Here is a 26014-nt window from a genome sequence, read left to right as displayed (position 1 = left end):
TTTTAATTAGAGGAAAGGAATGGAGATAAATAATGCGTGTCCGAAATCGTCCGGGAGCAGCGGAAATGTTAGCGGCTCACCCGAATTTTGTAATTAGTGATCCAACATTGTGGAAGGGAAAATGGAATGAATTGTTTGAAAACGATCATCCAATCCACATTGAGATTGGTATGGGGAAAGGCCAGTTCATCACTGGAATGGCAAAAGCCCATCCTGAAATCAATTATATTGGAGTAGAAATGCAGGTCAGTGTTGTTTCGATTGCACTAGACAAGTTGATCGAACAACCGCTTCCTAACCTGAAACTTCTACATGTGGATGGATCAGCGTTGACAGAGTATTTCGCTGACAGCGAAGTAGATCAAATTTATCTGAATTTTTCCGATCCATGGCCAAAAAAACGTCATGAAAAACGGCGATTGACATATAAGACTTTTCTTGCTGTAGATGAACAGATTCTTCGTCCAAATGGAGAAATCCATTTCAAAACAGATAATCAAGGATTGTTTGAGTATTCTCTGGCAAGTTTTTCTCAATATGGCATGATCCTCAAACAGGTATGGTTAGATTTACATCAAAGTCAATTTGAAGGCAATATTATGACGGAGTATGAAGAAAAATTTTCTTCAAAAGGTCAACGTATTTATCGAGTAGAAGCTCAATTTCAAGATAAGACCAAAAAGAAAGTCTGCGAAACTAACTTTCTGCTTTCATAAAAACATTAATATCCATAAATAAATCCCAGAAAATGAACATTACAGATGTAATGTATTTTCTGGGATTTATTTGATTTAAAATGTATTTATTTCATCGGTTTTTCCACAAGGTGGAATCAATTGGAAGCGAGAAAATGAAAATAATCCTTTGTCGGTGATCTTCAATTCGGGTATGACAGATAATGTTAAGAAAGAAAGTGTCAAAAAAGGATCAAAGGTTTTAGCTGCTCCTAGTTGATGTGCTTTAGTTATTAATTCATTCAACTGTTCATAGACGATCGAAAAAGGTTCCTGTGTCATGATTCCGCCTATAGGAAGAGAAACACAAGCTATTTCCTGCTGTTTGTTGACAACGGTCATCCCGCCACCTTTTTGAATCAAAAGATTAGCAGCATACAGCATATCCTCGTCGTTTGTCCCAACGACAACTAGATTATGCGAGTCATGGGCAATCGTTGTCGCTATCGCTCCTTGTTTCAGCTGAAATCCTTTCACTATGCCTAATCCAATGTTTCCCGTTTGATGGTGACGCTCGATCACCGCAATCTTTAATTGGTCTTTTTCGATTGAAGGAATGAATCGTTCGCCTTGTCGGTCCACTTTTTCTACCAAATCTTTAGTCACTAGACTATTCGGGATAATTTCGATCACATGGGCTTGTGAAGAAGAAAGAAGCAGCTCTAACGAATGTGGATTTAATGGTTGAGCGTTTATTTTTGGCAGACAACACGTATATGAATTTGAATGATCAGCAAATAAATGGTCTTGGAGTTGCCCAGATTGAACAACTAATGTTCCCTTATAGAAAACTTCATGAATTGGTAGCTTGGTAAGATCGTCTGTTAAGAAGAAATCAGCTTGATACCCAGGGGCAATCGCACCTAGTGTTTTCAAATCAAAACATTCTGCTGCATTCAATGTTGCCATCTGAATGGCTTGTAATGGATCGATTCCAAGTGCAATAGCTTGACGGACGATATGATCGATTGATCCTTCTTTTACTAAATCATTGATCAGTTTATCATCGGTGACAAAGAAGCATCTTCTTGAATTTTCAGGTGTGATCGCCGGTAGTAGCGATGCCAGATCTTTTGCAACAGTCCCTTCTCGAACCATTAAATACATACCAAGATCCAAACGTTCTTTAGCTTCTTTTGCAGTTGTAGCTTCATGATCCGTCCGAATACCTGCTGCAGGATAAACATTTAACTCTTCCATGCCGATACCAGCTGCATGCCCGTCAATTTTTTTCTTATGCTGGTGCATCAATTGGATCTTTTCTAGGATGTCTGCTTCATTATTTGCTACTGCTTGATAGTTCATGACTTCAGCTAAGCCTAAAACTTCGGGTTTTTGTAAAAAAGGGGCTAATTTTTTTGCATTTAAATTTGCACCATTGGTCTCAAAAGGGGTTACAGGTACACAAGAAGGTAGCATAAAAAAGATATTCATGAGTGTTTGTCTTGCATCTTCTATCATAAACTCAAGACCTGTACTCCCAGCAATGTTTCCTATTTCATGGGGATCTGTCACTACAGTAGTAACTCCATGAAGCAAGGATACTTTTGAAAATTCGCTTGGTGATAAAAGTGAGCTTTCGATATGCACATGGCCATCGATGAATCCTGGCACTAGATATTGCCCATTAGCATTATGTACGCTTTTTCCTTCGTATTCACCGATTCCTACGATCATTCCTTCGCAGATTGCTACATCTTTTTCCATGATTTCTTTCGTAAAGACGTTGACGATCTTAGCATGCTTGATCACTAGGTCAGCGGGCTTTTTTTTACTTGCTACTTCGATATATTTCCTTAATGTTGTTTCCAATGGAGTGCCTCCCAAGATAAATTTTTATAAGTATAACATAAATTCGGCTTTTGCCAATATTTTTTTGTAAATTCATTTTATTTGAAACAAAAAGATCAAAAAGACGTATGTTTTTTGTGGAGGGGAGAATAATGGAAATAAAACGATTATCGGATCAAATGATAAGTGAAAGTTTTGCCAAACATGCCCAAGACGTATATATTGCCAGCTTCAGAAGTATTTTACATCTATTTTCGCTATGGAAAAAAACGAACATTCTGGAAGAAAGTCTCTTCGGCAGATGGACAGCAACTGATCTCAAGATTTAAGTATTTGGGACAGATGGATATCGGAGAAAAAAGAAAAGCTCAGTTAGGTGCATTTACCTATTCTTTAGAAAAACAGGAAGTTCGTCTGCGGTTGTCTTCTGTAGGAGATTACCTTCAACGAGAGAGTTTAGTGATTCGGCTATTATACGGTACTTTTGAAACACCCCATCGTTGCTTTAGTTCTCGAGATTTTGCAACTATTTTACAGAAAACTGTCAGACGTGGATTATACCTTTTCAGCGGACCAGTCGGATCAGGCAAGACTTCTCTAATGTATCGGTTGGCTTTGGAAGAAAAATTGCAAGTGATTACTATCGAAGATCCTGTAGAGATAGAAGAACCGTTTTTTCTGCAGCTACAGATCAATCCGAAAATAGCACAGACTTATGATACACTTTTGAAACTCGCATTACGGCATCGTCCAGACTTGCTGATCATTGGCGAGATAAGAGATGAATCAACTGCACATGCTGCGGTAAGAGCAGCACTAACAGGGCACCGGGTTTTTGCAACCGTACATGCACGCAATCTTGAAGGTACATTGGTCAGAATCCATGAACTGACAAAGAAAAAAGAAGAGCTATCTGAATGTTTAGCTGGTGTCATTTATCAAGAACTTTTGGAAGATGCCAATCACCATCCTTCTGTCTTATGGAGTTATCAATTTATGGAGGAAGAATCAGTAAAAAAATCATGGGAGGAAAGTTATGAAGAAGCTCAGGAAAACATTTGGCAGTCAGAACTATTCTAAAGGATTAACGAGAAGCCAGCAAAACCAGTTTGCACAAACCATGGGAGAACTGCTTTTATCTGGTTTTAGTCTGCAAGAATCCCTTTATTTATTACTCACGATCCGTTCGTTTCCACCTGTTATTTTGGCAAATATCCAACATCAGCTAAAGGAAGGGCAAGCGTTTAGTGAGGTACTTTCGCAAATAGGATATGGAGCAGAGCAACTGGTACAGATCGAGTTAGCTGAACGTCATGGGAATCTGCCGACAACTTTGTTGGAAATTGCCAAACAGTTTCGGCTTGTTGAAGGATTTCGCAATGATTTGAAAAAGCTGCTTGCATATCCGATGCTATTGCTCACCTTTTTGCTAGGTATCTTGTTTAGTATGCGGTTGTTCGTTTTGCCTCAGCTTATTGGTTCAGGAATGGTCATGCAAGAGCATTGGGGGATTCAGCTGATACAAGTCTTTCATTGGTATGTTCTACTATTCATCCTAGCGGTTACTCTATTGGCTTTACTAGTAAGGTATCGTCTGATGAAGTTGTCTCCTGTTGATCAGAGTGAATGGATAAGCAGACAATTATTGATTGGACCGATATATTCCTTGTATCAATCGGCTTATTTGTCACTAGAGATTGGAAAGCTTTTTCATGAAGGTTTCGAATTAAGGCAAATCATAGTCTGCTTAAAGGAAACGAAACAAGAAAGTCTGATTCAGCATCTTGCCTCTAAGTTGATTCAAGGATTGGAGGCAGGTATGTCATTGGCTGAGCAGTTCCAGAATTATCGTTTTCTATCAGAAGAATTCAGTAAAATTGTTTTACAGGGAGAGGCAAAGGGAAGTTTAGGTAAAGAACTGATTTTTTACAGCGAATGGACAAGAAAACAGCTTTTCAAACGTCTTCATCACTGGATGCATTTTATTCAGCCAATCATTTTTTTGGGCGTAGCGGCTTTGATTTTATTAGTTTATGCCGCTGTTTTATTACTTGTTTACGGAAGCATAGAGGAGGTTTTGCCATGAAAAAGAAAAAATATCTTATTATAGCGGTTTTACATTGATCGAAATGCTAATCGTCTTACTGATCATCAGTGTATTAGTGTTGTTGTTCGTCCCTAATTTGTCGCGTTATAGGAATCATGTAGACCAAGAAAGTCGTGAAGCGATCATCCAGTTGGTAGACACACAAAAAGAACTCTATGCGCTTCAAAATAATGGAAGAGTTCCTACTGTGGAGGAATTGTTGAATGAAGGCTATATCAAACGAGAACATGCAGAAATCTATCAGCGGCCTTGAAGGTAAGGTTTTAGCATCAGGATATACGTTGTTTGAATCACTCTTACTGATTTTATTACTTACAACGATCCTTTCTTTTCCAGTTCTCGCATTTTCTGCATGGAAGAATGAATTGGCAGTCTATCAATTTTTCAGCCAATTTGAAAAACGAATCTATTCTACGCAAAAAATCGCTATTGTGAATCAGATCCAAACAGGCTTTTATTGGAATAGTGAAGAGAATCAAATCATTTTTCATGTTCCAAATCCAGATAAAATAAATTGGGAAGTATTAGATATTCCTGATGAGATTACCTTGAAACGCCATGCTTCTATTACTTTTGCTGCTAGAACCGGGAATGAAAGTTCACTAAAAGCTTATCAATTTTATTGGGAAGAAAAAGAGCGGGCGATTACGTATCAATTCCAGATAGGGAGTGGTCGCTATACAAAAAGAATTGAATAAAACAGGATTTGTTTTGTTGGAGTCCCTTACAGCGCTTATGATCGCTTCTGTCTGTGTCTACTTAGTGAGCTTTGGCCAGCTGTTTTTGCTTCAGGCAGAAAAGAAAAGTGGGGAGGAACTGCTATTTATTCGAATGATTTATGAAGATATCAAGACGCAGCGGATGTATCACAAAAGACCAGAGCGAAAGGAAGAAATGATCCCATACGATATCCAAATTGTCGATAATAATGGAGTAATCGAAAAAGTGTTTGTCAATATGGAGAAAGAAGCGATCAGTATTGAAAAAACAAGTAATTCCAGCATTTACGCTGATTGAATGTCTAATTGGACTGATGATATTGAGCAGTCTATTGCTCACATTCAATCTTTTGATTCAGCAAACCATCCAAGTAAGTGAATTTTTGCAGCGTAAAGATCAAAAAGAGTGGCTAATATTTTTAGCACAATTAGAAGAAGAACTCAAGAGCAGTCACAATGTCTCTGTGAAAAATCAGCAACTGCACTACACGATCGAGGATAAACAGTATATCATCGAAAGATATCAGGCAATGATACGTAAAAGAAGAACTTCCGGCGGACATCAACCTATGTTAACAAGTATCACTGAGCTTCAATTATTGGAAAAAGAACACACAATTTCTTTTTATGTACACTTTGAAAATGGAGAAGATGGATATGCCATATGGACAAAAAACGATCAGTAGAAAATGTTATAAGGGCTCTATTTTATTTTCTGTCTTGCTTTTATTTCTTTTATGTACGTTTTTATTGATGGCAGAATTAGAAAGCTACCGTTTGTCAATGGATCTTAATATACGAATCAAAAATTATTATATAGCAAAAATAATGAAGCAGATGGCTTTATCGGAACAGTCTACGCTTGCCGAAAGTTCGGAAGGAGTTTTTTACTACACAACTGGATCTGTAACATATCAGTGGGTACAACAGTCCCTATTCTTAGAGGTGGAAGTCTCACCGTTTATCTTTCGGTTCACAGAAGAAGTAAAAAATGATACAGATACTAGTACAGAATGATGGAATGTTCGTGAAAACGCCCTCTTTTCTGTTATAACACTGTTTTTAATAAAAAAATGTTTGCCGTTTCACAAATAAAAAACAGTGAAAACGATTGAAATTTTGTCAATTGTTCGATAGAATTAAACAGGTGAAAAAATTGTTATAATATATCTAGAAATGAGGTGCACCATGTTACCAGAAAAAATGGAACAAGGGTTTAATCAAAACCTGGAAGCTATTCAGCTTTTACAGAATGCATTGGGAACTTCCTTTTTAGAAGCCTATGTCGAAAATGCAGAAAATTTAATAGATGATTATCAAGTACGTGTGGTGGATGGAGTGCCGACAAAAGAGACAACGCAACGGATCACAGCTCTTTATGAAGAGTTGAAGAAACTTTCTTTCGAGCCAGAAGAATGGCGCAGACTGTCTCAATTACTTTTATTGAAGGGCAGCCAGACAGAACATTTGCAGGCGAACCATCAACTCACTCCTGATAGTATCGGTTTTTTATTTGTTTTTCTTATTGAACAACTATACACAAATAAAAAAGCACCGGTTAAGATTCTGGATATTGCGGCAGGAATGGGCAACTTGTTATTAACAGTTCTTTTAAACCTATCGAATGCGGGGTACCAAACAGAAGGAATTGGTGTGGATATTGATGATACATTGTTGGCTGTCGCAGCTTCTACAAGTGATTTGACACAAGCAAATGTTCAATACTTTCATCAAGACGGGTTGCAGGATTTATTAATAGATCCTGTCGATTTTGCAATCAGCGATTTGCCAATCGGTTATTATCCGAATGACGAAAAAGCAAAAGAGTTTTTAACAAGTACCGAAGAAGGCCATAGTTATGCACATCATTTATTGCTAGAGCAATCAATGAAATATGTGAAGCCGGATGGTTTTGGTTTGTTTTTGATGCCGAGTGGATTTTTAGAAACGGATCAAAGTGAAGAAATCAAAAAATGGTTTAAAGAAGAAGGCTATCTTCAAGGAATGATTCAATTGCCAGATGAATTGTTCCGTAATAAACAATCGCAAAAAAGTATTTTGATCTTACAGAAAAAAGGACCACAAGCACAACAAGTAAAAGAAGTCTTGCTTGTGAAACTTGCTTCATTAAAAGAACCAGAGAAGGTGACGGAATTTTTCAACGAGTTTAAAAACTGGAAATCATCTGCTCTGTAATCATTCAACGAGAAGGAGAGTCATATGTCTAAAACAATTGCAATCAATGCTGGGAGTTCAAGTTTGAAATGGCAATTATATCAAATGCCAGAAGAAACCGTAGTTGCGAAAGGGATCGTCGAACGTATCGGTTTACAAGATTCTATTTTTACCATCAAGTACGGCGATAATCAAAAATTCGAACAAATCATGGATATCGAAAACCACGAAGTAGCAGTAAAAATGCTGTTAGATCAGTTGATTGAACTGCAAATTTTAAGCTCTTATGATGAAATCACCGGAGTAGGGCACCGTGTTGTTCACGGAGGAGAAACTTATGGGGATTCAGTAGTGATCGATGAGAAAGTAATGGACCGCATTGCTGAATTAGCAGAATTTGCTCCTTTGCATAATCCTGCAAACTTAATGGGGATCAAAGCGTTTAAAAAGATTTTACCTGACATTTTGAGTGTGGCTGTATTCGATACATCTTTCCACTCAACAATGCCAAAGCAAAATTATTTATATAGCTTACCGGTGTCTTATTATGAAGATTTCAAAGTAAGAAAATATGGCTTTCATGGCACAAGTCATCGTTATGTGTCGGAACGTGCGGCAAAATTATTGAACAAACCGATCGAAGAACTAAAAATCATCACTTGCCACTTAGGAAATGGTGTATCGATCACAGCAGTCGATGGAGGTAAATCCATGGATACTTCTATGGGATTCACACCATTAGCTGGGGTGACAATGGGTACACGTTCAGGTGATATCGATCCAGCTGTTCTCCCATATTTAATGGAAAAATTAGAGATTGATATTGATGAAATGATCAATGTTTTGAACAAGAAATCTGGTCTGCTAGGCCTAACAGGATTGTCTAGTGATATGCGTGATCTTGAAAAGAACTATGAAAAAGAACATATTCGTTTAGCTTATGACATTTTCGTGGACCGCATCCGAAAATACGTCGGCGGTTATGTGACAACGATGAATGGTGTTGATGCAATTGTCTTTACTGCTGGTATCGGCGAGAATGACGGACATGTACGTAGTGAAATCATCAAAGGTATGTCTTGGTTTGGTTGTGAAATCGATCCAGCGTTGAATGAATTGCGTGGTGAAGAAGTAGATATCTCTACAAAAGAATCAAAAGTAAGAGTATTAGTGATCCCAACAGATGAGGAACTAATGATTGCCCGTGATGTGGAGCGTCTGCGCGGCTAAGCCAAAGCATTCGTTAGGATAAAAGATGAAACGCATGCAAGAGGGAATTCTTGCATGTGTTTTTTTTTGCGGAGAAGACCGCAAAATGGTAATTTAACTTCAATTTACCTTCTTTTTTACAGGATATTCTTAGGGAATTTCGCTTGGAAAAGTGGTCAAAAGGGAAAAGACTGGCATTTTATTTATTGATTTTCAGGAAAATCCCAATATTTTATTTTCATTCATCTTTATAAGGGACATTACATATGTAAAAAGAAAAAACATTTTTAGATCAGCCTCGTGGGCTGTCGACTTTATTCTTTGCTTTATGTTTAGCTAGAAAACCGACCCGAAACATTTATTGATCGAATAATAAAAACTTGATTTTCCACCTGTGCTTTGACTGAATCGTGAAAGCACAAGGTATGAAAATCAAGTTTTTTGTTGCGAAAAAGCGTCCTAGTCAATCAGTTGGCCGAGCGGCTGGCGGCTGATCTGCTCCTGCTCAATAACGAGTGCTTCTTGGAAGTGTTGCTGCAAAAAGTAGCGATCATGGCTGACTGCTAGGAGCGTTCCTTGATAGTCTTGCAGCATTTCTTCAATTTCTTCTCGAGCATAGCTGTCGAGGTGATTGGTTGGTTCATCCAAAATCAGGACGTTGATTTTTTCTAAAAAGAGTTTCAGCAACGCCAAACGGATTTTTTCACCACCGGATAAATCTTTGATCCGTTTACCCACATCGCTTTGATAAAAGCCACTTTTGGCTAATTGCCGTCGAGCGACTTCTTCGTTTCCAGTCAATGTGATGGCGTAAGCCAGCAAACGGCTATCGGGATCGGCAAACTGCAGCTGCTGCGGCAAATAACCGATTTGCAAGCTACTACCTAATTTGATGGTGCCACCGTAAGGCTTTTCCTCACCGAGTAATAATTTGAGTAAGGTTGATTTTCCTGCACCATTGTCGCCGATGATGGCTAAATGATCTCCACGATAGACTGCAAAACTGCTGTCTTTGAATAGTACTTGATCAGCGTACTGCTGGTGCAAGTTTTGAATGATGAAAACTTCTTTGCCAGATTTTCCACCATTAGACAAGCTTTGCAGCCGATTTTTCGGGGGAGGTGGCGGTTTGACGAGTGTCAGTTTCGCCAGGCGGCGTTCCAGTTCTTTGGCTTTTTTGAAGAAGGACTCATTGTCTCCTTCATGTGCCCACTGACGAAAACGACGAATCATGACTTTCAACCGCTGGACTTCTTTTTGCTGCAGTTCGTAATTTTTTGTCAGCTCAGCCAAGCGAGCTTCTTTCAAGACTCGAAAACGGCTGTAGTTTCCGGGATACTCAATCAATGCACCTTCTTCCAGTTCCCATGTTTTTGTGGTGACTTGATCGAGAAATTGCCGATCATGAGAAACGACCAGAACCGATTTTTTTGTATTCTGTAAATAGTTTTCCAACCAGCGAATACTGTTAAGATCTAAATGATTGGTCGGTTCATCGAGTAAAAGTAAATCGGCATCGGCTGCTAAAATTTTGGCTAAAGCGACTTTAACTCGTTCGCCTCCGCTAAGTTCTGTTAACCGTGCTTCCTGACGGTGTGGAATCCCTAAGCCTTGCAAGATCACTGCAATCCGGTCTTCTAATACGTAACCGCCTAGTTCTTCAAAGCGATGCTGCAGCTCACCGTAACGGGTCAGACACTTCTCTAAGTTTGTATCTGGTTCTGTCATCAATGCTTCGTAGCGACTCATTTGCTGTTTGAGGTCCTGTATCTCAGCGGCAGAATGGAGCAAGTAGTGATTGACGGTTGCTTCGGAAACTGTAAGTTCTTGTTCGACCGTCCCGATCTTTAAGCCTTTTTTGCGACTGATAATACCGCTGTCGACACCTTCTCTGCCGGTCAAGATTTGTAAAAAGGTTGATTTGCCAGTTCCGTTGATACCGACTAAGGCAATTTTTTCACCAGCTTCAATTTGACAGGATAAATCCTCAAATAATGGATTCCCGCCGATTGTTTTTTTAATAGAAATTGCTTGTATGATCATGATCCCTCTCCTTGAGACCACTCAAAAAGGCCATGGTTATCCATGGCCTGTGTTATTTAAACTCAGATTCTTATGAGAAAAATACCTTGAGATGGCCATTGATTTTACGTGAATTCAACTGTTTTGGACAAACTTGTCCCGTCAACAGCAACTGTAAAACCAATTGCATGGCTAAATGCGATATGGTATCGTTGGTAATTTTCATTACTTGTTATTTTAGGCATGCGCATCATAGTATTTTCCCTCCTTCGTGTAGTTGTCTTTTTCAGTGTACCTGAAAGTGTCAGAAAGTTCAACTAGCGCTGACATTTACTTAATATTTATCGATGTGTAATTCTGTCAGAGAGCTTTTTTTTATCTGACTGATGGTAATGTCTCGTGGACCACATCATTGTATTCTGAGCTAAACCAGCGTTCAGGCGAAATCATATGGTGTTTGATAAAAAATTTTGTCTACATGACTTCCTTTTGCCGTTTGCTTAATACCGTTGCATTAAACAGCTCTTCTTTGGAAATCACCAAGAATCGCGTTCAGGAGTATCGTTGTGGTTACAATGGCAAGCGGTAGCCTTTCATCAATTCTTGAATGATTTACCGAATGTAGCACTTGCCTTCTCGCGGTACCCGAACCCGAAATAAAATTTTAGTTTGGCGATCAAATCGGTATCCGCCATCGATACTTCATATTTTTTCGTATCAGATTCATCGGAAACTTCCACATTGACGAACCAATAAGCTTTGGCATGCTTAGGTCGTTTTAAACCACACCAGGGCGACTAATCGCCCGCCGGTGTTCACTTTTTTTATTTTACTTGAACTCATTGACTGTTTTCCCTTTATTTTAAACATTATAAAGACCGATGAGTGCTTGCCGCGTCTTTTGTTTTTATCACGGTTTTTTGTGCAAAAAAACCTGCCGATAGTTGGCAGGTCGTCTACGTGTTAAGCTTTGGTGTGGTCTTTAGTTGGCAATTGGTTTTCTAAATCAGTTCGGACAACAAGCACATCGCAAGCTGCGTTTCTAATAACATATTCAGAAACAGAACCAATAAATAAACGTTCTACAGCATTCAATCCTGTGGCTCCTAACATAATCAAATCTACTTGATTATCTTCTGGGATTTCTCTGGCAATAATTTGTTTTGGTGAGCCATATTCTACGACAGAGGTTACATTATTCAAGCCAGCTTTCTTCGCATTGCTTTCATAATCTGCCAATGTTTGCTTTGCCATTTCAGTAGCTTGTTCTGCAAGCATTCCATCAAAGGATGAAACGGTTTGGAAAGAACGTGTGTCAATGACATGTGCTAATAGAAGTTCTCCGTTATTTCGGATAGCTACATTGACCGCCTTTTTAAAAGCTAATTCAGCTTCATCAGAACCATCTACGGCAACCATGATTTTTTTGTATTGTTGTAACATAAGCATTCACTCCTCAAGTCAATCGTATTGTACTCTTTTATTGTAGAACACTTTAGGGAAAAAGAAAATTATTTACTGCTTTGGTTCAGCAATTTTTTTTGCAAATCGGATACTGAAGGTGGCAGAAACAATAATTACGATCAGTAAAAAGACCAAGGCAATAAAGCGTTGATTGAAAAAGGCTGTTAAAATACCCATTATGCCTAAAACAGCATATGCAGCTCCGTAAAATTGTAGGAATCCTTGATTTTTATCATTTTTGTTGATCAATACAAAAAAGATATCCTGTTTATTAAATAAATAATAGCTAACGAATAATAATACTAAAGTGGCGATAATCATTAAAATCCTAATCATGAACAAATCCTCCAAAATAAGCAACAAATAGAAAAAGCAATTTGCCAAGAGCAAATTGCTTTATTCTTTAAAAGATGGTAATCTCCGTTAATGTCGTTGTTTGTCCTGTAGTATTGATCCCGCGAATTCAAGCAGGTGGGTCCCATGGTCGTAGCTTCGAACTACCAAATGATAAGGCATGTTACCAGCAGTGACACAAGACGGGTCCCAAGATATCAATAAAAATGTTCGGTCAACACACAAAGAGGACAATTCGAACATCACAGATTTCCCACCTCTATAGTAGCATATGAATTTAAAAAGAGCAATGAGAGAGCTCGCAGGAACAGAACCGTTTTCTTGTCTAGTTTTTTGGAGGATGCTTTTTCCACTCTTTTATACGGTAATACTGTTGACCCAGAGCCTGTTCATATTTCCCTGTATCTTTTGGCTGATAATACTGAGCATTCTTCAGTTTATCTGGTAAATATTGCTGATTGACCCAAGCCTGATCAAAATGATGAGGATACTGATAACCCACGCCACGGTTGAGTGATTTCGCACCTTTGTAATGGCTATCTCTCAAATGATCAGGAACATCTCCGGCTTTGCCATCTCGAATATCAGCAAGCGCTGCATCCAATGCCATATAGGCAGAATTAGATTTTGGCGACAAGCAAAGATCGACGACGACGTCTGCTAGTGGGATACGTGCCTCAGGCAATCCCAATTTTTCAGCAGCTAATACAGCGTTCACTGTACGAGCCGCAGCAGCAGGATTACCTAAACCTATATCTTCATAACCGATAACCATCAGACGCCGGCAAATACTTGCCAGATCACCTGCCTCAACTAAACGGGCGAGATAATGAAGTGCAGCATCCACATCACTTCCACGAATCGATTTTTGAAAAGCCGAAATAACGTCATAATGAGCATCTCCATTTTTGTCATGGGTAAGGGCTTTTCTTTGGACACATTCTTCAATGATCGACAGTGTAAGATGAATCCTTCCTTCTTTATCTGAAGGAGTCGATAGTGTAGCCAGTTCCAGCCCATTCAATGCACTCCGCAAATCGCCGTTCGTTGCACGCGAAAGGTGAAGAAGAGCATCTTCGTCTAACTGGATTGCTTGTTGTCCAAGGCCGCGTTCTTTATCCTTTAAAGCATGTTCGACTGCCAACTGGATGTCTTGCTCTGTTAATGGTTTGACTTCAAAAATCTGTGTACGGCTGCGGATCGCTGGATTGATGGTAATATAAGGATTCTCAGTAGTCGCTCCGATCAAGATGATTCGGCCACTTTCTAAATGAGGAAGCAGAAAATCCTGTTTTGTTTTATCTAATCGGTGTACTTCATCCAATAAGAGGATCACTGTACCACTCATTTTTGCTTCTTCCGCTACAACTTGTAGATCCTTTTTTGAATCTGTAGCGGCGTTTAGCATGCGAAATGCATAATTAGTAGAGCCGGCGATCGCACTTGCGATACTCGTTTTTCCAGTACCAGGAGGTCCATATAGAATCATGGAAGAGAGCATGCGAGCATCGACCATGCGGCGTATGATTTTTCCTTCCCCGACTAGATGCTGCTGACCAACGACTTCATCGATCGTTCGAGGTCTCATGCGATAAGCCAATGGCTGTTGCATAGGATTTTCCTCCTTCTTGTTTTTACGTCCCTTAATTATATCATATTTAGCAAGATGCCTAGAAAGAACAGCCTTCTGTTGTTTTGTTTTCATAGCTTATCCAACTAATATTGTGTATGATAAAGTAGGTGAGAAAAATGACGGATAAACAAAAGATAGATGAATTTTTTTGGAATAAAACGACGCCAGAAGTGGCACGGGATTTATTGGGGATGTATTTGGAGCATGACACACCAGAAGGAAGATTAGCTGGATATATTGTAGACGCGGAAGCATACCTAGGTCCAGAAGACGAGGCCGCCCATAGCTATGGTTTAAGAAGAACACCGCGTGTGCGGGCAATGTATGAAAAACCAGGTACGATCTACCTTTACACGATGCATACTCATCGGATTTTGAACATCATTACTCAGCCAGAAGGGATTCCTCAAGGAGTAATGATACGTGCAATCGAACCCGCCGCAATGATTGATCAAATGAGTAAAAATCGTGGCGGAAAAACTGGTCCAGATATCAGCAACGGTCCGGGAAAATTAGTGAAAGCATTAGCAATTCCTCAAGAACTTTACGGTCAGTCTATAGCAGATAGTTCGTTACGCTTAGTTTTTGAGAAAAAAAAGACACCAAAAAAGATCAATGCTTTGCCTAGAATCGGTATCCCAAACAAAGGTGTATGGACAGAAAAGCCGTTGCGTTTTGTTGTGTCGGGAAATCCTTATATCTCTTTACAAAGAAAAAACCAAATCGAGAAAGATTGGGGTTGGAGGAAAGAAAATGAAAAAAAAGGATCTATTAACATACTTAGATGAAATAATTGAAAAACAAGTGACAGACTATGATGTAGCTTTAGATTGGGATACAAAAAATCATACGATCGAGATCGTTGTTCGCTTGTTTGCAGAAAATAAAGCACAATTTGAGATTGATGATGCAGAAGGGATCGTTTCGCAAGAACCAATTATCGAATTTGAAGACGGCGTACTTCTTTTTAATCCTCAGAAATCTGTTTTTGATGAACGCAATTATCTAGCAGTAATCCCTTATGAAGGAAAAAAAGGGTTGGCAAAATCAGTAGCTGATTCTTTAGTGGAATATCTAAATGAAGTATTAGCTCAAGGGCAAAGCGATTTGCTTGATTTTTTGGATGAAGACGATGACGAAGCTGTATTCGAGCTTCACTGGGATAATCAGCAACTAGCAGAATTAGTAGAAGTAAAACAGCAAAATGAAGCAGATACTTATTTACCGTACCCAAGTTATTAAGGAGTGACAGATATGAAGTGGAATGAAGTAAAAGTAGAAACTGAAAGTGAAGCAGTCGAAGCAGTTGCTAATATTTTGATGGAGGCAGGGGCGAGTGGTGTCGCGATTGAAGATTCTTTAGATGTTGAACATTTTCAGTCGGATCAATATGGTGAGATTTTAGATAAAAATGATTTTACATCGCTGAAAGAAGGCGCACTAGTCATGGCTTATTTTCCGGAAACGACTTTCTTACCGGAAATCTTGCCTTTTATCAAAGATCGTATCACACAATTACCTGAGTTTGGTCTAGCTATTGGAAAAAATAAAGTAACAGTTAGTGAAGTAGAGGAAAGCAACTGGGCAACAGCCTGGAAGAAATACTATCATCCGGTGCGTATTACGCGAATGCTGACGGTTGCGCCAAGCTGGGAAAACTACCAGACAGAAGATCCTCTAGAAAAAATTATCACACTAGATCCTGGTATGGCATTTGGCACAGGCACTCATCCCACGACTTCCTTGACATTGACAGCACTAGAAACAGTCTTGCGTGGTGGTGAAACATTGCTAGATGTGGGAACTGGGTCGGGCGTGCTAAGTATTGCAGCAAAATATCTTGGTGCAAAAGATGTCTATGCCTTTGATTTAGACGAAGTAGCCGTTCGTTCGGCGAAAGAAAATATGGATATGAATGAAATAGCCAAAGATGTCCATGTATCAGCTAACGATCTTTTGACAGGAATCGAGATTGAAAGTGATGTAATCGTTGCGAACATTTTAGCAGATATCATCTTATTGATGATCCCAGATGCTTGGCGTTTACTGAAGCAAACAGGCACGTTGATCGTTTCAGGAATCATTGAAGAGAAGAAGCAAATAGTTCTGGATGCCATGTTAGAACAAGGGTTTATCGTGGATCAAATTTTCCAGCAAAAAGACTGGTATGCAATTATTTTGAAAAAACCAGAGGTGGAATAGATGCAGCGGTATTTTTTAAAAGAATCATATGAATCAAAAGACTATTTTGTTTTAGAAGGGGAAAACTATCACCACATTGTACGGGTTATGAGGATGGAACCCGAGGATGAAGTTTTTTTGGCATTCAATGATCAAATAGCCATTGTTGCAGAAATCACGGAGATTACTGAAGAGGCTGTTTATCTGAAAGAAATTAAAAAAGAAGAAAATCAAAAGGAACTGCCAAGTTCGATTACCATAGCGAGTGGCTATCCTAAAGGGGAAAAGCTGGATTGGATCGTTCAGAAATCCACTGAATTAGGAGCGCAAGCTTTTCTTGGTTTCCCGGCATCAGCCTCTGTCGTTAAATGGGATGCAAAAAAACGTATGAAACGACAACAACGGCTTGAAAAGATTGCTCAAGAGGCAGCGGAACAATCCCATCGGCAGATCGTGCCATCAGTAGAGTTATTGGAAACGAAACAAGATTTATTTGAGCGGCTAGATGATTATGACGTGGTCTTGGTTGCTTATGAGGAATCAGCAAAGCAAGGCGAAAAATCAAATGCAGCCAAAATTCTTAGTGAAACAAAACCAGATAGTCGAATCTTAGCTGTCTTTGGACCAGAAGGTGGATTATCCCGCGATGAAGTCGATTATTTTGTAGAACACAAAGGGATACTTTGTGGATTAGGACCAAGAATCCTTCGTACAGAAACAGCACCTCTTTATTTATTAAGTGCTGCTAGCTATCAATGGGAATTAATGAATCCTTCTTTCAGCTAACGTTCTTCATTAATAAAAGAGTATCGACGGAAAGAATTGAAAAAATAGTCAACAATTTGTATAATAGAAACAATTATTTATACAATGGATACGAAAAATCGTTTGAAAAAGCTTTTAAAAAGCGAACATTTCCGTGAAAAAACGTATAACTGCACGGATTTTGGGACAATTATCAAACAGATATTTGTCCCGATTCCCGTTTTACCGAAAAAAGAAAGGGGGATCGATTCCTGTGACAAAAGAAGAAATTTTAACGGGACCCGGTGTCATAAAGCTCGTTAGTCAATACATGGGTCCCGAACATGTAGCATTTGTTGAGAAAGCATGCGAATACGCGACTGCTGCACATGACGGACAGTTTAGAAAATCAGGCGAACCCTACATTATTCATCCTATCCAAGTCGCAGGTATATTAGCAGATTTAAAAATGGATCCCCATACAGTGGCTACAGGCTTCTTACATGATGTTGTTGAAGATACAGAAATCACTTTAGAAGATCTGAGAGAAGAATTTGGCGATGACGTTGCTATGTTAGTGGACGGTGTAACCAAATTAGGGAAAATAAAATATAAATCCCACGAAGAGCAGCTAGCAGAAAACCACCGAAAGATGCTGCTAGCAATGGCTCAAGATTTACGAGTTATCATGGTCAAATTAGCTGATAGACTACATAACATGCGTACGTTGAAGCACCTGCGAGAAGATAAGCAAAGAAGGATCGCTCAGGAAACTTTAGAAATCTATGCGCCTCTTGCACATCGTCTAGGGATCAGCCGGATCAAATGGGAATTAGAAGATACAGCACTTCGTTATCTAAATCCAAAACAGTATTACCGTATCGTCCACTTGATGCAGACGAAGAGAGAAGAACGTGAAAAATACGTAAGTGGTACTGTTGAAGATATTCGAATAGCAACAGAAGAGCTGGGGATTTTTGCAGAAATCTATGGACGGCCAAAACACATTTATTCAATCTATCGTAAAATGAAAGATCAGAAAAAGCAGTTCAACGAAATTTATGACTTGCTAGCTATTCGAGTGATCGTAGATTCAATCAAGGATTGTTATGCTGTATTAGGAGCAATCCACACAAAATGGAAACCAATGCCCGGCAGATTTAAGGATTATATTGCCATGCCAAAAGCTAATATGTACCAATCTTTGCATACTACCGTGATCGGTCCGGCAGGAAATCCGGTAGAAATTCAAATCCGAACACAGGAAATGCATGAAATCGCTGAATTCGGGGTTGCTGCACACTGGGCCTATAAAGAAGGAAAAAATGAAAAAGTAGAACCAGATGGTATGACGAAACAATTAAGCTGGTTCCATGAGATACTCGAACTTCAAGACGAAAGCTATGATGCTTCTGAATTTATGGAAGGCGTAAAAGGAGATATCTTTAGTGATAAAGTCTACGTCTTCACACCAAAGGGAGACGTTACTGAGTTACCAAAAGGATCTGGACCATTGGACTTTGCATACAGTATCCATACAGATATCGGTAACAAAACCACTGGTGCAAAAGTAAATGGCAAAATGGTGCAGCTTGATTACAAATTGAAAAACGGCGATATCATTGAGATCATGACTTCTCCAAATTCATTTGGCCCAAGTCGCGACTGGTTGAAATTAGTTGCTACTAGCAAAGCAAGAAATAAGATCAAACGTTTCTTCAAAGCCCAAGATCGAGAAGAAAATGTGATCAAAGGCCACGAATCCGTGGTCAAATGTATTACAGATCTAGGATTTACGCCTAAAGATATTTTGACGAAGAACAAACTGCAAGAAGCACTCGATCGTTTTAATTATCAAACAGAAGATGATCTCTATGCAGCTGTAGGGTATGGAGAAGTTAGCCCCTTGACGATGGCCAATCGTCTGACTGAAAAAGAACGTAAAGAACAAAAAATCGAGCAGCAAAAGCAAGAAGCAGAAGAAATCATGAATCAGCCGAAAAAAGAACCTGACAAAATGAAAGTACGTCATGAAGGTGGCGTTGTCATTCAAGGGGTAGAAAACTTACTAATTCGTATTAGTCGCTGCTGTAATCCGATTCCTGGTGATGATATCGTTGGTTATATCACTAAAGGCAGAGGGATATCCATTCATCGTCGAGATTGTCCGAATATTCAGCCTGACAAACCAAATGTAGCAGAACGTTTGATTGAAGTCGAATGGGAAGATACATCGAATACACGAAAAGAGTATGATGCAGATTTGGAAATTTACGGCTATAATCGTTCAGGCTTATTGAATGATGTACTTCAAACAGTCAATGCGCTAACGAAAAATCTCAACAGCGTTGAAGCACGGACGAATAAAGATAAAATGGCGACGATCCATTTGACGGTTGGTATCCAGAATTTATCCCACCTAAAGAGTATCGTGGATAAAATCAAAGCAGTACCTGATGTCTACAGTGTACGCCGGACGAATGGATAGGAGGACAGATATGAGAGCAGTTGTTCAACGGGTAAGTAAAGCTGCTGTGTCAGTCGATCAGCAAGAAATTGGAAAAATTGGCTACGGCCTACTTGTTTTATTAGGCATTCATGAAACCGATACGCAAAAAGACGTGGACTATCTGGTAAAAAAAATTGCACAAATGCGTATTTTTGAAGATGAACAAGGAAAAATGAATATTAGTGTAGAAGATGTGGGAGGACAAATTTTAAGTATCTCTCAATTCACACTGTTTGCGGATACGAAAAAAGGAAATCGACCAAGCTTTGTGGAAGCCGCACGACCAGAAACAGCTATTCCTTTATACGAATCATTCAATGAAGGAATCAGAAGTCGCGGCATCACAGTCGCTACCGGACAATTCGGAGCAGATATGTCGGTTTCTCTCGTCAATGATGGACCTGTAACGATCATTATTGATTCTAAAAACAAATAACGTAATCTGGTTTTCACTAGTAAAAACTATGAAACACGTCGCTTAAGTTAGACTGATAAACTCTAACTTAAGTGGCTTTTTTGTCTGCAAAAAGCGCTTCTTTTGTCAGCAGTCGGAAAAAAAGTTAAGCTTAAATTATACAAGTTATTTTTTATAGGAGGTTGCTGAAGATGAAAGAAGTACCAGTAGTAGATATCAAAATCACAGATTTAAAAAAATTGTATCAAAAAGGATACAACATGTTGGAGGAGTTACGCCATGAAGCGGACGCTCCCGTCGTCAAAGCAAAGATTTTCAATAAAGAAGCTATCACGATCTACGGATCATCAGCAGCAAAAGTATTTTATGATCCAAGGAATTTCAAACGAAAAGGTGCTATGCCAAAATTAGTATTGAAGACACTTTTTGGTCAAGGTGGAGTACAGACTTTGGATGGAGCTGCTCATCACCATCGGAAAAATATTTTTATGGATCTAATGACACCGGAAAGAATGGAAGATTATCATCGTATCTTAGATAAGAATCTGACACAAGCACTTGAAGCACAGCATGGTCAATTTGAACTATTTGATTTAAGTAATCTGGTTTTCTTTACATCTATTTGCGAGTGGGCAGGTATCAATTTATCAGCGATTTCTAAAGATGAGGTCGAAAAATTAGCAGAATATCAAATCTCTATGATCAGCGGAACGTTTACTTCTCCGATTGATCACATAAAAGGTGTCGAAAATCGCAAAAAATCAGAAAAATGGGCGCAAGGCTTGATTGAAGAAGCTCGACAAAATCCTGTGGCTGGAAAAGAAAATGTGGCATTATATGCTTTTGCCAATGCCACAGATTTAGATGGTCAGCTTTTACCTCTGGAAGTGGCAGCTGTTGAATTATTGAACATCATCCGTCCAACGGTTGCTCTAACTGTGTGGGCGGCATTGATGGGACATGCACTTTTCAGTAGACCAGATTTGTATCAGCAATTAAAAAATGACTTTTCGACGTTACAAGATCCGTTTATTCAAGAAATGAGACGCTATTATCCTTTCTTCCCAATGCTACCTGCGATTTCGCTGAAAGAAGTAGAAGTAGATGGTTATCGTATACCAGAAGGCAGTTGGGTTATTTTAGATTTATATGGAACAGACCATGATGAACGAACAGTTGAAGCGCCAGATTCCTTTATGATTAAACGGTATGTAGGGAAAGCAAAAGATATTTCCTATAAAGAAGAATATGAGATGATTGCACAAGGCGGGGGAGATTTTCGACAAATGCATCGCTGTGCAGGAGAATGGATCACTCTTCATAGTCTACGTGTGTTTTCCGATCAGCTAGTAAATAAGTTTGAGTTCTCTGTACCTGAACAAGATTGGACGATTCCATTCAATCAGTTTCCGACTTATCCGAATAGCCGAGCGCTACTTTACAAGAATTAGATTAGCATAAACTTATCGAAAAAAAGGAAGATCAAACAGTGCTGATCTTCCTTTTTTCATATTACTATAAATTGATAAAGTCAATTGATCAAAATCCACGAAATGCTTCATCAATGGTTTGATAATCTTCATTGGATAAATGCAAATCTAAAGCTTGGACATTGTCAGATACTTGCTCTGGACGCTTAGCTCCAGGTATAACTACAGACACTCGTGGATTCTTCATGTACCAAGCTAAAACAAGTTGCGCAGGAGTGGCTTGGTATCTTTTAGCAATGGGGCGAAGTACATCGACAGCGGTTAAAATTTCTTTGAAACGTTCTCCTTGGAAATCTGGATTTCTTTTTCGAGGATCTCCTTCACCAAATTGTTTTTCCTCACCAAGTTCATATTTTCCTGTCAGCAAACCGGAAGCAAGAGGAAAATAGGGAACAAAACTGATTTTGTTTTTTTCAAGATAAGGGAATAATTCTTTTTCAGCCTGCCGATGGATCAAACTGTATTTATCTTCTACTACATCGACATATCCATCTGCATTCGCTTCTTTCAATTGTTCTAACGTGAAGTTTGACACACCGACTGCTCGGATTTTTCCTGCTTCTTTTAATTCATGCAATGTAGCAACTGATTCATTTTTTGGTGTGCTTTCATCCGGAAAGTGGATATAAAAAATGTCGATGTAATCAGTTTGCAGACGTTTTAGTGCATCTTCCACCGATTGTTTGAGAAACTCAGGAGAATTATCAAATGTTCGCCCTTTATTTGGTACATGAGCAGCTTTTGTAGCGATGACGACACATGAGCGATCATATTCTTTTTCCTTCAGTACCTCGCCAATCAGTTCTTCGGAACGGCCGTTTCCGTAAGCATAAGCGGTATCGATCAAATTGATCCCGCTATTCAAAGCTGTACGAACTACTTGTTTTCCTGTCTCATCTTCCAAACCGTCAAAAAGATTATGTCCTCCAACGGCATTTGCTCCTAATCCAAGCTGTTCTGCGTAGACTTGTGAATGTCCGATTCTTATTTCTGCCATAGCTGATTCCTCCTTTTTGTCTAGTCTAAAACAAAATACCAAAAAGCTGAACTAAAACGTTTTTGTGAGGGGAAATAGTCAGATATCTCTTGACTTTGAGACTGGTTTTTAGTAGGTTATAAGTAATATCGAATGTCAATGAAAGAGCGAGTAAGTTTTTGAAACTTTACAAGAGAGGATCATCGAGGCTGAAAATGATCTAAAGTTTCATTAGCCTAAAGACACTCTGGAGATGGACGAGTGAAAAGCCGTCCCGCGTACGAGCGTTATTCGTAAGAGGAAAGAGAAATCTTTCAAAATTAGGTGGTACCGTGTATGAATTTCATTCACCCTTGTTCATGATGAACAAGGGTGATTTTTTTATTTACATAGCTAAGAAAGGGAGAGAAAAGTATGAGTTTCCAAAGACCAAAAGGAACAAATGATATTTTGCCAGGCGAATCAGAAAAATGGCAGTTTGTCGAAGAAACAGCACGTTTATTATTCAGAGATTATCAGTATAATGAAATGCGTACACCGATTTTTGAACACTATGAAGTGATATCCCGAAGTGTAGGGGATACAACGGATATCGTTTCAAAAGAGATGTATGATTTTTATGACAAAGGGGAACGCCATGTGACGCTTCGACCAGAAGGTACAGCGCCAATCGTTCGTTCTTTTGTTGAGCATAAATTGTTCGGCCCAGAGTATGCGAAACCGTTCAAAACTTTTTATATGGGACCAATGTTTCGCTACGAACGCCCTCAAAAAGGACGGTTACGTCAATTCCATCAAATCGGAGTAGAAGCATTTGGATCAGAAAACCCTGCAACTGATGTGGAGAGCATGGTGATGGCACTTGATTTCTTCAAACAGTTGGGGATCACGCAAATCCGGCTAGTCATCAATTCATTAGGTGATAAAGAAACGCGTCAAGCCTATCGTCAAGCGTTGATCGACTATCTTTTATCTTTTGAATCAGAGCTGAGTGAAGACTCTAAACGCCGCCTTCATGAAAATCCATTACGCGTATTGGACAGTAAAGACAAACGAGATCAAAAATTTGTGGCAGAAGCTCCATCTATCTTAGATTATCTAAGTGAGCCTGCTCAAAAACATTTTGATACCGTTGTTTCCATGCTGGATGCATTGGCTGTTCCTTATGAAATCGACAGTAATATGGTTCGCGGACTAGATTATTACACACATACGATTTTTGAAATCATGAGTGACGCACCAAAAATGGGGGCACAAGCAACGATTTGCGCAGGCGGACGTTATGACAATCTAGTGGAAGAACTAGGTGGTCCTTCAACACCTGGCTTCGGATTTGCAATGGGTATCGAGCGATTACTCTTGACTATGGAGGCAGAGGAAGTAGTTATCCCTGCATTTAATGAGTTGGATGCTTACGTGGTCGCACTCGGAGATGAAACAAATATCGAAGCATTGAAAGTGGTCCAAGCGATTCGAAACTTTGGTTTTTCAGCTGACCGCGATTTCATGAACCGTAAAGCAAAAGCGCAATTTAAGACAGCAGATAAAGCGAATGCCAAATTAGTATTGGTGATCGGTGAAGATGAGCTTGCTAGTCAAACGATTAATGTCAAAGCAATGGCAAGCCGAAAAGAAAAAAGTTTTCCATTAGAAGAGATATATGAACATTTTGATGAAGTCTATGATGAAATGACTTTATTCGAGTAGGAGGAAAAAAATAAATGGCACAAAGAACGATCTATTGCGGATTAGTTTCCGAACAACAATTAGAACAAACAGTTACATTAAAAGGATGGGTACAAAAAAGACGAGACCTTGGGGGAGTAATCTTTATCGACCTACGTGATCGTGAAGGAATCGTTCAAATCGTCTTTAATCCTGAAATCAACAAAGAAGCATGGGAAATCGCGGATAAATGTCGCAGTGAATACGTGATCGAAGTGACTGGGGAAGTTAGAAGACGCGGAGAAAATGCAGTAAATCCTAAAATGGCCACTGGTGAATTCGAAGTGATTGCAAGTGAAATCGTGATTTTGAATCAAGCAAAAACCCCGCCATTTCAAATTGAAGATGATCAAGCAATCAGTGACGAAATACGTTTGAAATATCGTTATTTGGATCTGCGTCGTCCAAAAATGACTAAAAACATCAAATTAAGAAATGCGACAACAAAAGCGATTCGTCATTATTTAGATGATAATGACTTTCTCGATATCGAAACACCTTACCTAGGGAAATCTACACCAGAAGGCGCAAGAGACTACCTAGTTCCTTCACGTGTCCATGCTGGACATTTCTATGCGTTGCCGCAATCTCCTCAATTGTTTAAACAATTGCTGATGAATGCTGGATTCGACCGTTATTATCAAATCGTTCGTTGTTTCCGCGATGAAGATTTACGTGGAGACCGTCAGCCTGAATTTACGCAAGTAGATATTGAAACAACGTTCTTAACAGCAGAAGAAATCCAAACTTACACAGAGGGATTGATTGCGAAGGTAATGAAAGAAGTTCGCGGTATCGAAGTCACATTGCCATTTCCTCGTATGACCTATGATGAAGCAATGGCTCGCTACGGCAGCGACAAACCGGATACACGTTTTGACATGGAATTGATCGATCTAAGCGATACAGTCAAAGAAGTAGAATTCAAAGTCTTCCAAATGGCTCTTGAAAACGGCGGTGTCGTGAAAGCATTGAATGCTAAAGGCGCTGCAGATCGCTACTCACGAAAAGACATGGATCAGTTAGGTCAATATGTAGGACAATTCGGAGCTAAGGGACTTGCATGGCTGAAAGTAGAAGAAGACGGATTGAAAGGTCCAATTGCTAAATTCATGGGAGAAGCAACAGAAGCAATCATTAAAGCAACATATGCAAAACCAGGTGACTTGCTGATGTTTGGCGCAGATAAAAGTGAAATCGTCGCTGCTGCATTAGGTGCTATCCGGACACGTTTAGGAAAAGAATTAGGACTAATTGATGAATCGAAATTCAATTTCTTATGGGTAACTGATTGGCCACAATTTGAATTTTCAGAAGAAGAAGGTCGATATGTCTCTGCTCACCATCCATTCACGATGCCAAAAGAAGAAGATATCCCGTTATTGGCTGAAGACCCTGCAAAAGTCTATGCAGAAGCTTATGATATCGTCTTGAACGGTTATGAACTAGGCGGAGGTTCTATCCGTATTCATACTCGTGAGCTTCAAGAAAAAGTACTAGAAACTCTAGGCTTTACAAAAGAACAAATGGAAGAACAATTTGGTTTCTTGTTAACAGCTTTAGATTACGGATTCCCTCCACATGGCGGTATTGCATTAGGATTGGACCGTTTTGCAATGTTATTAGCCGGAGAAGATAATATTCGTGAAGTCATTGCCTTTCCTAAAAACGGAAAAGCAGCAGATGTGATGAGTGATGCACCAAGTATGGTTTCGCCTTTACAATTGTTCGAATTGAATATTGATGTAACGAATATAGAAGAATAG

The 26014-nt window shown here is 39.2% G+C and carries 26 protein-coding genes, 1 other RNA gene and 1 pseudogene; 19 read left to right on the top strand and 9 right to left on the bottom strand.

Translation table 11 applies throughout. From position 1 onward, the window contains the following. Positions 1-32: 32 nt before the first annotated feature. Entirely contained in the window at positions 33-716 is a 684-nt protein-coding gene (gene trmB, locus MKX69_RS11055) for a tRNA (guanosine(46)-N7)-methyltransferase TrmB (protein WP_341010199.1), read from the top strand. Positions 717-791: 75 nt separating this feature from the next. On the opposite strand, the gene ade is transcribed toward trmB, so the two are convergent. Beyond that, a complete protein-coding gene (gene ade, locus MKX69_RS11050; RefSeq protein ID WP_341010197.1) occupies positions 792-2546 on the bottom strand; it encodes an adenine deaminase in 1755 nt (584 codons plus the stop codon). A 131-nt stretch (positions 2547-2677) separates the two neighbouring features. On the opposite strand from ade, the pseudogene comGA reads away from it, so the two are divergent. The 9 genes and pseudogenes from comGA (at position 2678) to MKX69_RS11005 (ending at position 8756) form a co-directional block, all read left to right on the top strand. Further along, positions 2678-3605: pseudogene (gene comGA / locus MKX69_RS11045) on the top strand (competence type IV pilus ATPase ComGA). Beyond that, positions 3562-4611: a competence type IV pilus assembly protein ComGB gene (gene comGB, locus MKX69_RS11040; protein WP_341010195.1), complete on the top strand. Its 1050-nt coding sequence runs from the start codon at positions 3562-3564 to the stop codon at positions 4609-4611. Before comGA ends, comGB begins: the two are co-directional and overlap by 44 nt. A gap of 10 nt (positions 4612-4621) precedes the next feature. Continuing rightward, a complete protein-coding gene (gene comGC, locus MKX69_RS11035; RefSeq protein ID WP_029744295.1) occupies positions 4622-4885 on the top strand; it encodes a competence type IV pilus major pilin ComGC in 264 nt (87 codons plus the stop codon). Continuing rightward, positions 4860-5330 carry a competence type IV pilus minor pilin ComGD gene (gene comGD / locus MKX69_RS11030; RefSeq protein WP_341010540.1) on the top strand — a complete coding sequence of 157 codons (471 nt, stop codon included), beginning with the start codon at positions 4860-4862 and terminating at the stop codon, positions 5328-5330. Before comGC ends, comGD begins: the two co-directional genes overlap by 26 nt. Next, positions 5302-5649: a hypothetical protein gene (locus MKX69_RS11025; protein ID WP_238702713.1), complete on the top strand. Its 348-nt coding sequence runs from the start codon at positions 5302-5304 to the stop codon at positions 5647-5649. Before comGD ends, MKX69_RS11025 begins: the two co-directional genes overlap by 29 nt. Beyond that, complete coding sequence (gene comGF, locus MKX69_RS11020; protein ID WP_002325315.1) at positions 5612-6037, top strand: competence type IV pilus minor pilin ComGF; 426 nt, start codon at positions 5612-5614, stop codon at positions 6035-6037. The genes MKX69_RS11025 and comGF overlap by 38 nt, the downstream gene beginning before the upstream one ends. Further along, entirely contained in the window at positions 6009-6368 is a 360-nt protein-coding gene (gene comGG / locus MKX69_RS11015) for a competence type IV pilus minor pilin ComGG (RefSeq protein ID WP_341010189.1), read from the top strand. Before comGF ends, comGG begins: the two co-directional genes overlap by 29 nt. Before the next feature lie 171 nt (positions 6369-6539). Beyond that, positions 6540-7547 (top strand): class I SAM-dependent methyltransferase, encoded by a 1008-nt coding sequence (locus tag MKX69_RS11010; RefSeq protein ID WP_002319190.1) that lies wholly within the window; start codon positions 6540-6542, stop codon positions 7545-7547. A 24-nt stretch (positions 7548-7571) separates the two neighbouring features. Next, positions 7572-8756 (top strand): acetate/propionate family kinase, encoded by a 1185-nt coding sequence (locus tag MKX69_RS11005; protein ID WP_341010187.1) that lies wholly within the window; start codon positions 7572-7574, stop codon positions 8754-8756. 438 nt (positions 8757-9194) lie between these two features. Here MKX69_RS11005 and abc-f read toward each other — a convergent pair whose 3' ends face one another. From abc-f to MKX69_RS10970, 7 genes are all read right to left on the bottom strand, one after another. Next, the gene (abc-f, locus tag MKX69_RS11000; protein ID WP_341010185.1) at positions 9195-10778 is read right to left on the bottom strand and encodes a ribosomal protection-like ABC-F family protein; all 1584 of its coding nucleotides are present in this window, start codon (positions 10776-10778) and stop codon (positions 9195-9197) included. A gap of 104 nt (positions 10779-10882) precedes the next feature. Then, positions 10883-11011, bottom strand: coding sequence for a hypothetical protein (locus MKX69_RS10995; RefSeq protein WP_341010183.1), 129 nt, complete (start codon positions 11009-11011; stop codon positions 10883-10885). A 342-nt stretch (positions 11012-11353) separates the two neighbouring features. Then, entirely contained in the window at positions 11354-11497 is a 144-nt protein-coding gene (locus MKX69_RS10990; protein WP_341010182.1) for a portal protein, read from the bottom strand. A 223-nt stretch (positions 11498-11720) separates the two neighbouring features. Then, positions 11721-12200, bottom strand: a complete 480-nt coding sequence (locus MKX69_RS10985) for a universal stress protein (RefSeq protein ID WP_341010180.1) — start codon at positions 12198-12200, stop codon at positions 11721-11723. A gap of 72 nt (positions 12201-12272) precedes the next feature. Next, complete coding sequence (locus MKX69_RS10980; protein WP_002327297.1) at positions 12273-12557, bottom strand: hypothetical protein; 285 nt, start codon at positions 12555-12557, stop codon at positions 12273-12275. A 77-nt stretch (positions 12558-12634) separates the two neighbouring features. After that, positions 12635-12829: non-coding RNA, 6S RNA (ssrS, locus tag MKX69_RS10975), on the bottom strand. Between the two features lie 71 nt (positions 12830-12900). Then, positions 12901-14187 (bottom strand): replication-associated recombination protein A, encoded by a 1287-nt coding sequence (locus MKX69_RS10970; RefSeq protein WP_341010178.1) that lies wholly within the window; start codon positions 14185-14187, stop codon positions 12901-12903. Between the two features lie 137 nt (positions 14188-14324). Between MKX69_RS10970 and MKX69_RS10965 the strand changes: the two genes are divergently transcribed. From MKX69_RS10965 to MKX69_RS10935, 7 genes are all read left to right on the top strand, one after another. Beyond that, positions 14325-14996, top strand: coding sequence for a DNA-3-methyladenine glycosylase (locus MKX69_RS10965; protein ID WP_341010176.1), 672 nt, complete (start codon positions 14325-14327; stop codon positions 14994-14996). Next, the gene (locus MKX69_RS10960) at positions 14962-15450 is read left to right on the top strand and encodes a DUF3013 family protein (RefSeq protein ID WP_002289091.1); all 489 of its coding nucleotides are present in this window, start codon (positions 14962-14964) and stop codon (positions 15448-15450) included. Before MKX69_RS10965 ends, MKX69_RS10960 begins: the two co-directional genes overlap by 35 nt. A gap of 12 nt (positions 15451-15462) precedes the next feature. Then, on the top strand, positions 15463-16410 hold the full coding sequence (gene prmA, locus MKX69_RS10955) for a 50S ribosomal protein L11 methyltransferase (protein WP_002301283.1): 948 nt from the start codon (positions 15463-15465) through the stop codon (positions 16408-16410). Beyond that, positions 16411-17175, top strand: a complete 765-nt coding sequence (locus tag MKX69_RS10950; RefSeq protein WP_002289095.1) for a 16S rRNA (uracil(1498)-N(3))-methyltransferase — start codon at positions 16411-16413, stop codon at positions 17173-17175. 232 nt (positions 17176-17407) lie between these two features. Beyond that, positions 17408-19621, top strand: a complete 2214-nt coding sequence (locus tag MKX69_RS10945; protein WP_341010173.1) for a RelA/SpoT family protein — start codon at positions 17408-17410, stop codon at positions 19619-19621. Positions 19622-19631: 10 nt separating this feature from the next. Further along, complete coding sequence (dtd, locus tag MKX69_RS10940; RefSeq protein WP_002289097.1) at positions 19632-20078, top strand: D-aminoacyl-tRNA deacylase; 447 nt, start codon at positions 19632-19634, stop codon at positions 20076-20078. A 170-nt stretch (positions 20079-20248) separates the two neighbouring features. Further along, entirely contained in the window at positions 20249-21508 is a 1260-nt protein-coding gene (locus MKX69_RS10935) for a cytochrome P450 (RefSeq protein ID WP_129154412.1), read from the top strand. Positions 21509-21596: 88 nt separating this feature from the next. On the opposite strand, the gene MKX69_RS10930 is transcribed toward MKX69_RS10935, so the two are convergent. Continuing rightward, the gene (locus tag MKX69_RS10930) at positions 21597-22544 is read right to left on the bottom strand and encodes an aldo/keto reductase (RefSeq protein ID WP_341010168.1); all 948 of its coding nucleotides are present in this window, start codon (positions 22542-22544) and stop codon (positions 21597-21599) included. Between the two features lie 393 nt (positions 22545-22937). On the opposite strand from MKX69_RS10930, the gene hisS reads away from it, so the two are divergent. Continuing rightward, the gene (gene hisS / locus MKX69_RS10925; protein WP_341010166.1) at positions 22938-24230 is read left to right on the top strand and encodes a histidine--tRNA ligase; all 1293 of its coding nucleotides are present in this window, start codon (positions 22938-22940) and stop codon (positions 24228-24230) included. Positions 24231-24244: 14 nt separating this feature from the next. Next, complete coding sequence (aspS, locus tag MKX69_RS10920) at positions 24245-26014, top strand: aspartate--tRNA ligase (protein ID WP_341010164.1); 1770 nt, start codon at positions 24245-24247, stop codon at positions 26012-26014.

Origin of the sequence: Enterococcus sp. FSL R5-0957 (genome assembly GCF_038008005.1) — a bacterium.
Classification (GTDB): domain Bacteria; phylum Bacillota; class Bacilli; order Lactobacillales; family Enterococcaceae; genus Enterococcus_B; species Enterococcus_B faecium.
Note: the sequence above shows the minus strand (reverse complement) of the source record. Positions and strands in the feature narration are given on the sequence as shown.

Bases quoted from the DNA above. Each gene is read 5' to 3' on its own strand.
- MKX69_RS11005 (WP_341010187.1), top strand. From the start codon at position 7,572: ATGTCTAAAACAATTGCAATCAATGCTGGGAGTTCAAGTTTGAAATGG.
- MKX69_RS10950 (WP_002289095.1), top strand. From the start codon at position 16,411: ATGCAGCGGTATTTTTTAAAAGAATCATATGAATCAAAAGACTATTTT.
- hisS (WP_341010166.1), top strand. From the start codon at position 22,938: ATGAGTTTCCAAAGACCAAAAGGAACAAATGATATTTTGCCAGGCGAA.
- comGD (WP_341010540.1), top strand. From the start codon at position 4,860: ATGCAGAAATCTATCAGCGGCCTTGAAGGTAAGGTTTTAGCATCAGGA.
- MKX69_RS10930 (WP_341010168.1), bottom strand. From the start codon at position 22,544: ATGGCAGAAATAAGAATCGGACATTCACAAGTCTACGCAGAACAGCTT.
- comGG (WP_341010189.1), top strand. From the start codon at position 6,009: ATGCCATATGGACAAAAAACGATCAGTAGAAAATGTTATAAGGGCTCT.
- MKX69_RS11010 (WP_002319190.1), top strand. From the start codon at position 6,540: ATGTTACCAGAAAAAATGGAACAAGGGTTTAATCAAAACCTGGAAGCT.
- dtd (WP_002289097.1), top strand. From the start codon at position 19,632: ATGAGAGCAGTTGTTCAACGGGTAAGTAAAGCTGCTGTGTCAGTCGAT.
- MKX69_RS10970 (WP_341010178.1), bottom strand. From the start codon at position 14,187: ATGCAACAGCCATTGGCTTATCGCATGAGACCTCGAACGATCGATGAA.
- aspS (WP_341010164.1), top strand. From the start codon at position 24,245: ATGGCACAAAGAACGATCTATTGCGGATTAGTTTCCGAACAACAATTA.
- MKX69_RS10995 (WP_341010183.1), bottom strand. From the start codon at position 11,011: ATGATGCGCATGCCTAAAATAACAAGTAATGAAAATTACCAACGATAC.
- comGB (WP_341010195.1), top strand. From the start codon at position 3,562: ATGAAGAAGCTCAGGAAAACATTTGGCAGTCAGAACTATTCTAAAGGA.
- MKX69_RS10980 (WP_002327297.1), bottom strand. From the start codon at position 12,557: ATGATTAGGATTTTAATGATTATCGCCACTTTAGTATTATTATTCGTT.
- trmB (WP_341010199.1), top strand. From the start codon at position 33: ATGCGTGTCCGAAATCGTCCGGGAGCAGCGGAAATGTTAGCGGCTCAC.
- MKX69_RS10935 (WP_129154412.1), top strand. From the start codon at position 20,249: ATGAAAGAAGTACCAGTAGTAGATATCAAAATCACAGATTTAAAAAAA.
- MKX69_RS10965 (WP_341010176.1), top strand. From the start codon at position 14,325: ATGACGGATAAACAAAAGATAGATGAATTTTTTTGGAATAAAACGACG.
- MKX69_RS10960 (WP_002289091.1), top strand. From the start codon at position 14,962: ATGAAAAAAAAGGATCTATTAACATACTTAGATGAAATAATTGAAAAA.
- prmA (WP_002301283.1), top strand. From the start codon at position 15,463: ATGAAGTGGAATGAAGTAAAAGTAGAAACTGAAAGTGAAGCAGTCGAA.
- MKX69_RS10985 (WP_341010180.1), bottom strand. From the start codon at position 12,200: ATGTTACAACAATACAAAAAAATCATGGTTGCCGTAGATGGTTCTGAT.
- abc-f (WP_341010185.1), bottom strand. From the start codon at position 10,778: ATGATCATACAAGCAATTTCTATTAAAAAAACAATCGGCGGGAATCCA.